This is a genomic window from Streptococcus caledonicus (assembly GCF_042656225.1).
Classification (GTDB): Bacteria; Bacillota; Bacilli; order Lactobacillales; family Streptococcaceae; genus Streptococcus; species Streptococcus caledonicus.
Genome location: NZ_JBHSOJ010000032.1, coordinates 71,888 through 78,176 on the forward strand (window position 1 = coordinate 71,888; position 6,289 = coordinate 78,176).

Annotated in this window: 5 protein-coding genes; 4 read left to right on the top strand and 1 reads right to left on the bottom strand. The window is 37.2% G+C overall.

Annotated features, from left to right (window positions below):
* Positions 1–217 precede the first annotated feature (217 nt).
* On the bottom strand, positions 218–673 hold the full coding sequence (locus ACFPQ3_RS11130) for a universal stress protein (protein WP_161979394.1): 456 nt from the start codon (positions 671–673) through the stop codon (positions 218–220).
* 313 nt (positions 674–986) lie between these two features.
* On the opposite strand from ACFPQ3_RS11130, the gene ACFPQ3_RS11135 reads away from it, so the two are divergent.
* The 4 genes from ACFPQ3_RS11135 to ACFPQ3_RS11150 all read left to right on the top strand — a co-directional run bounded on the left by ACFPQ3_RS11135 (position 987) and on the right by ACFPQ3_RS11150 (position 5,872).
* The gene (locus tag ACFPQ3_RS11135) at positions 987–1,742 is read left to right on the top strand and encodes an isoprenyl transferase (RefSeq protein ID WP_156806286.1); all 756 of its coding nucleotides are present in this window, start codon (positions 987–989) and stop codon (positions 1,740–1,742) included.
* A gap of 12 nt (positions 1,743–1,754) precedes the next feature.
* On the top strand, positions 1,755–2,549 hold the full coding sequence (locus tag ACFPQ3_RS11140; protein WP_156806285.1) for a phosphatidate cytidylyltransferase: 795 nt from the start codon (positions 1,755–1,757) through the stop codon (positions 2,547–2,549).
* Between the two features lie 8 nt (positions 2,550–2,557).
* Positions 2,558–3,820, top strand: a complete 1,263-nt coding sequence (gene rseP / locus ACFPQ3_RS11145; RefSeq protein WP_156806284.1) for an RIP metalloprotease RseP — start codon at positions 2,558–2,560, stop codon at positions 3,818–3,820.
* Between the two features lie 201 nt (positions 3,821–4,021).
* Complete coding sequence (locus tag ACFPQ3_RS11150) at positions 4,022–5,872, top strand: proline--tRNA ligase (protein ID WP_156806283.1); 1,851 nt, start codon at positions 4,022–4,024, stop codon at positions 5,870–5,872.
* The last annotated feature ends 417 nt before the right edge of the window (positions 5,873–6,289 follow it).

The following is a 6,289-nucleotide window of genomic DNA, read 5'->3' on the forward strand; positions in this document are numbered from 1 at the left end:
GCAGATCCCACACCCACAAAGCAATGAAAACTAATAGGCAAAGCCCTCGCTAAGTGCTATACTCTTAGTGAGGGCTTTGCCATCGTGCTGGTTTGTCCAACCTCTTCTTGCTTAGATTGTTATCTTGAATGACATGCGTTAAAAGTTAATTCAACCGCCGTGTGCCGAACAGCACGCACGGTAGTGTGAGAGGAGCTAGAGATTAGCCACTCTCAATTTATAATGTTTTACTTTCTTCTCGGACGATTAAAATATCTACCTTGGCATGCCGCATGATATATTCTGAAGAAGAGCCGATAAGAATTCTTTCAATAGTATTGAGACCTGTCGCTCCTAGTAGAATTAAATCAATATTTTCTGATTCAGGAATATCAACTGACAAAAGTGTTTTTGGATTGCCGAATTCTAAGACCGTATTGACATCTTTGACGCCTTTGTCTAAAGCCTGTATACGATAGTCTTCGAGCATCTGTCTAGCGTCTTTTTCTAATGTTTCAAAAACGAATGTATCCAAAGTTGCGATATTTTGTAATGTGCGCGTATCGATGACATGGGCGAGGACAAGCTGAGCATCATTACGCAGAGCAACAGCGCAGCCTTTTTCAAAAGCTAATTCAGCTTGAGGTGAGCCATCAATACCAACTAAAATGTGACGATAAGCTTGTGTAATCATAAAGAACACCTCCTTTTGATTACATTATACACTTTTTTACCTAAAAATGAAAGCGTTTTATATATAATTTCTGCAAAATCACATAACGGTCAGTTTCATCGTTAAACGAATTTAATTTGGGTAAAATAGAGTTTAAAATTGTATAATCATTTCGTTTTTTTATAAAGAACATGAAAGAGCCGATGCATCGGGTTGCTTATCAGAACATAGGGATGGTCACAAGCGATTTTATTGGAAGATAAAGCGGAAAATCGTTTAATTTGGCTAATTTATGGTAAAATAGAGAGTAGAGTATTAAAAATAGGGAAATGTTATGTTTACATTTAGAAGAAAAAAAGAATCTCGCAAGGTGAGTTTAGAAAAAATTCCTAAGCATATTGGAATCATTATGGATGGGAACGGCCGTTGGGCTAAAAAACGCTTGCAACCTAGAGTTATAGGACATAAGGCAGGAATGGACGCGCTTCAGTCTGTGACTATAAAAGCAGCAGATCTAGGTGTTAAAGTCCTAACCGTCTACGCATTTTCAACAGAAAACTGGACAAGGCCTGTCGATGAAGTTAAATTTATTATGAGCTTGCCGGTTGAATTTTTTGACAAATATGTTCCTGAACTCCACAAGAATAATGTCAAAGTGCAAATGATAGGAGATACGAGTCGTTTACCTAGGGAAACTTTAAATGCTCTTAATCGAGCGCGTGAGTTGACTAGACGAAATTCGGGATTAATCCTTAACTTTGCATTGAATTATGGAGGAAGGGCTGAAATTGTTTCGGCAGTTAGACACATTGCTCAAGATGTTTTAGATGCACGATTCAATTCCGGTGATATCACTGAAGATTTAATTGCGAATTATCTACAGACCGCAACTCTGCCCTATCTTTATCGTGATCCCGATTTGATTATTCGTACAAGTGGTGAATTGCGTTTGAGTAATTTTTTACCTTGGCAATCAGCATATAGTGAGTTTTATTTTACAGATGTTCTGTGGCCCGATTTTAAAGAGAAAGGCTTAATAGCAGCCATTGAGGAATACAATCGTCGTCACCGTCGATTCGGTGGCATTTAGAAAGAGGAGTAAATGAAGGAACGTGTGATTTTTGGTGCAGTGGCTCTACTGATTTTTGCCCCATTTCTCTGGTTTGGAGGAGTTGCCTTTCAGATATTTGTCGGAATATTAGCAATGATTGGTGTTTCTGAAATTGTTAAAATGAAAGGTTATGAAGTTTTTTCTTTTGAAGGACTACTAGCGATGCTAGGAGCTTTTGTTTTGGCAGTTCCTATGGATCATTATTTTACATTTTTACCAGTTGATGCCAGTCTTAGTGCATATACTATTTTGGTGTTTTTTCTCTTAGCAGGAACGGTACTAAATTTTGGGAAATACCATTTTGATGATGCCCTTTTTCCCATTGCCTCTAGTTTTTATGTAGGGATTGGTTTTCAAAATCTTATTAATGCTCGTATTGCAGGTTTAGATAAGGTATTGTTGGCCTTGTTTATTGTTTGGGCGACAGACATAGGAGCTTATATGATAGGGCGCTCGTATGGTAAGCATAAACTTCTTCCAGCTGTTTCACCAAATAAAACGATTGAGGGAAGTTTAGGAGGTGTTTTATCAGCAGTAGTTGTATCAATTCTTTTTATGCTGGTAAAACCGACAGTTTATGCTCCTCAAAAATTCTTGGTAATGTTATTATTTGTTGCTATTTTTAGTATTTTTGCTCAATTTGGTGATTTAGTAGAAAGTGCTTTGAAACGCTATTTTGGTGTTAAAGATTCTGGAAAATTAATTCCAGGGCACGGAGGTGTTCTTGATCGTTTTGATAGCATGATATTTGTTTTCCCAATCATGCATTTCTTTGGTCTGTTTTAGGAGGTGCTATGCTAGGTATTTTATCTTTTGTTATTATTTTTGGAATTATCGTCACAGTTCATGAATTTGGACACTTCTATTTTGCCAAAAAATCAGGAATTTTAGTTCGTGAATTTGCTATTGGTATGGGACCGAAAATATTTGCACATATTGGAAAAGATGGTACAGCCTACACGATTCGTTTGTTGCCATTGGGAGGTTACGTCCGTATGGCTGGCTGGGGAGATGATGCCACTGAAATTAAAACAGGCACTCCAGCGGCTTTAACATTAAATCAAGAAGGTTTGGTGACACGTATTAATTTATCAGGTAAGCAACTTGATAAAACAGCTTTACCGATTAATATTATTAGCTATGATTTAGAAAAGCAACTAGTTATTACAGGAATGGTTCTCGGCCATGAGAAAAACTATACTGTTCATCATGATGCCACTATTGTAGAAGAAGAGGGCACTGAAGTTCGTATTGCTCCGATAGATGTTCAGTATCAAAATGCTACCATACCAGGCAGGATGATAACAAACTTTGCTGGCCCCATGAATAATTTTATCCTTGGAATTGTTGTGTTTATTGTTTTGATTTTTATGCAGGGTGGAGTAGAAAATCTTGAAACGACACAGGTTCAAGTATTAGAAGCCGGTGCGTTCGCAAAAGCTGGTGGGCAAACCGGTGATACTGTTCTCTCTATTGCTGGAGTTGAAGTGACTGACTGGGCTAGTTTACAGAGAGTGGTGAGATTAAATGCTGACAAAAATGGAGAAGATGCTCCTATTGAGATAGAAGTGAAAAAATCTTCAGGACAAACCAAGACACTCTCAGTGACTCCGTTGGAAAATAATGGTGCTTTCTACATAGGTGTGACGCCATCTTTAAAAACAGGTTTCTTGGACAAAGTCAAAGGAGGATTTATCAAAGCATGGGAAACAGCCTTTCTCATTCTAGATGCCTTAAAAAGTTTGATTACTAATTTTAGCCTAAATAAATTAGGTGGCCCAGTTGCGATTTACCAAATGTCGAACCAAGCTGCCTCTAACGGAATAGAATCTGTTCTTTACCTTATGGCTACCATTTCGATTAACTTGGGAATTTTTAATTTAATCCCAATACCTGCCTTAGATGGTGGTAAAATAGTGATTAATATCCTGGAAGCTCTCCGTAGAAAACCATTAAAACAAGAGACAGAGACTTATGTAACTCTTGTAGGAGTTGCCGTTATGGTAGTGCTGATGATAGCAGTTACATGGAATGATATCATGCGAGTATTTTTCTAACCAAAATGGCAATAATTAAAGACATATTTGCGTAAGTCTTTTTCAGTAATAATCAATTCGAACAAGAAAGGAATTTAATAGGGAATTTAATTATTGAACATTGTCGGGTTAATTGTAAAATGACGAAGCAAATGCTTAAACAATAGCCTAAAAGACTATGGTAATTTTAGATAATAATTATCCCTTAATATCTCTTATATTATGAAACAATCAAAAATGCTAATTCCAACACTTCGGGAAATGCCAAGTGACGCTCAAGTGATTAGTCACGCCCTAATGTTGCGTGCAGGCTATGTTCGTCAAGTGTCTGCAGGTATTTATGCCTATCTACCGCTTGCAAATCGTACCATTGAAAAATTTAAGACAATCATGCGTCAAGAATTTGAAAAAATAGGTGCAGTAGAGATGTTAGCACCAGCTCTTTTGACAGCGGACCTTTGGCGCGAATCAGGTCGTTATGAGACTTACGGAGAAGATCTTTATAAGTTAAAAAATAGAGATCAATCTGATTTCATATTGGGGCCAACTCATGAAGAAACCTTTACAATGTTAGTACGTGATGCGGTTAAATCGTATAAACAATTGCCGCTTAACCTATACCAAATTCAATCAAAATATCGTGATGAAAAACGTCCGCGTAACGGTCTTCTTCGTACCCGTGAATTTGTTATGAAAGATGGTTATAGCTTCCATAGTAGTTATGAAGACCTTGATGTAACTTATGAGGATTATCGAAAAGCATATGAAGCAATCTTTACACGTGCTGGTTTAGAATTCAAAGGAATCATTGGTGATGGTGGTGCAATGGGAGGAAAAGACTCTCAAGAATTTATGGCCATTACTCCAAATCGTACAGATTTAGACCGTTGGCTTGTTCTTGATAAATCTATTTCATCTATTAATGAAATACCTAAGGACACCTTGGAAGAAATTAAGGCTGAATTAAATGCTTGGCTGGTTTCTGGTGAGGATACGATTGCCTATTCAAGCGAGTCAAATTATGCTGCAAATCTTGAAATGGCTACGGATGAATACAAGCCTTCTAATAAAGTCGTTGTCCAAGAGAAACTCACTAAAGTCGCAACTCCAAATTGCAAATCTATTGATGAGGTTGCTAATTTCCTAAACATTACAGAAGAACAAACGATTAAGACCCTTCTATTTATCGCGGATGAAAAACCAGTTGTGGCTTTACTAGTTGGTAATGACCAAGTGAATGACGTTAAATTGAAAAACTTCCTTGGTGCCGATTTCCTAGAACCTGCTAGTGAAGATGAAGCTATCAAATTATTTGGAGCAACATTTGGTTCTCTTGGGCCAGTTGGTTTGTCAGAAAAGATACGAATTATTGCTGACCGTAAGGTACAAGATGTTGCTAATGCTGTCGCTGGAGCAAATGAAGATGGTTACCATTGGACTGGTGTGAATCCTAACCGTGATTTTACAGCTGAGTATGTGGATATTCGTGAGGTCAAAGAAGGAGAAGTCTCGCCAGATGGGCAGGGCGTTCTCAAATTTGCTCGTGGTATTGAAATTGGTCATATCTTTAAGCTTGGAACACGTTATTCAGATAGTATGGGTGCTACTATTTTAGATGAAAATGGCAGAGCTGTACCAATCGTTATGGGCTGCTATGGTATTGGAGTCAGCCGTATTTTATCAGCAGTTATCGAGCAGCATGCGCGTCTGTTTGTCAATAGAACGCCAAAAGGAGATTTCAAATTTGCATGGGGAATTAATTTTCCAAAAGAATTAGCGCCATTTGATGTTCATCTAATTACTGTTAATACAAAAGATGAATTAGCACAGGTATTAACTGCAAAAATTGAAAATGAATTAATGGCAAAAGGTTACGATGTGTTGACAGATGATCGTAATGAACGAGTGGGATCTAAATTCTCAGACAGTGACCTTATTGGATTACCAATTAGAGTAACGGTTGGTAAAAAAGCAGTTGACGGCATTGTGGAAGTTAAAATTAAAGCTAGTGGTGATACAATTGAAGTTCACGCTGACAATTTAATTGAAACATTAGAAATTTTGTCTAAATGATTCTTTAGGGGTGTAATTTACCTAAGTAGGTGTACTGACATGGTTAGGTGAAAAACCAAAGTTGTATGTCAAGCAGTGTTTGATTTAGCAAAAGTATCTGATGAAAATTGGACATGTTGAAATGTCAATGTTAATCACCTCTTGAATGAGGTTCTCTAATAGATTGTGAGAGACTGCAAAAACTTAGTAATAATATTAGATTGTAGTAGGAGATTGACCATTAAAATGAACAATGAGAGGACCGATTTGGGAGCCCACTGAAAAAGTAAAAGCTTTACGATCTGCCTGAACAAGAAAGAGGAATCTATTACATAAGGTGATATACTCCCCTTATAGTGGACAGTGAAAAAACAAAAATTCACTAGAAACTAAAAGGGGAGTTTTCGTATGTCAAAAAGAAGTCCAAAATCAGTAGAA

Bases quoted from the DNA above. Each gene is read 5' to 3' on its own strand.
- ACFPQ3_RS11140 (WP_156806285.1), top strand. From the start codon at position 1,755: ATGAAGGAACGTGTGATTTTTGGTGCAGTGGCTCTACTGATTTTTGCC.
- ACFPQ3_RS11150 (WP_156806283.1), top strand. From the start codon at position 4,022: ATGAAACAATCAAAAATGCTAATTCCAACACTTCGGGAAATGCCAAGT.
- rseP (WP_156806284.1), top strand. From the start codon at position 2,558: ATGCTAGGTATTTTATCTTTTGTTATTATTTTTGGAATTATCGTCACA.
- ACFPQ3_RS11135 (WP_156806286.1), top strand. From the start codon at position 987: ATGTTTACATTTAGAAGAAAAAAAGAATCTCGCAAGGTGAGTTTAGAA.
- ACFPQ3_RS11130 (WP_161979394.1), bottom strand. From the start codon at position 673: ATGATTACACAAGCTTATCGTCACATTTTAGTTGGTATTGATGGCTCA.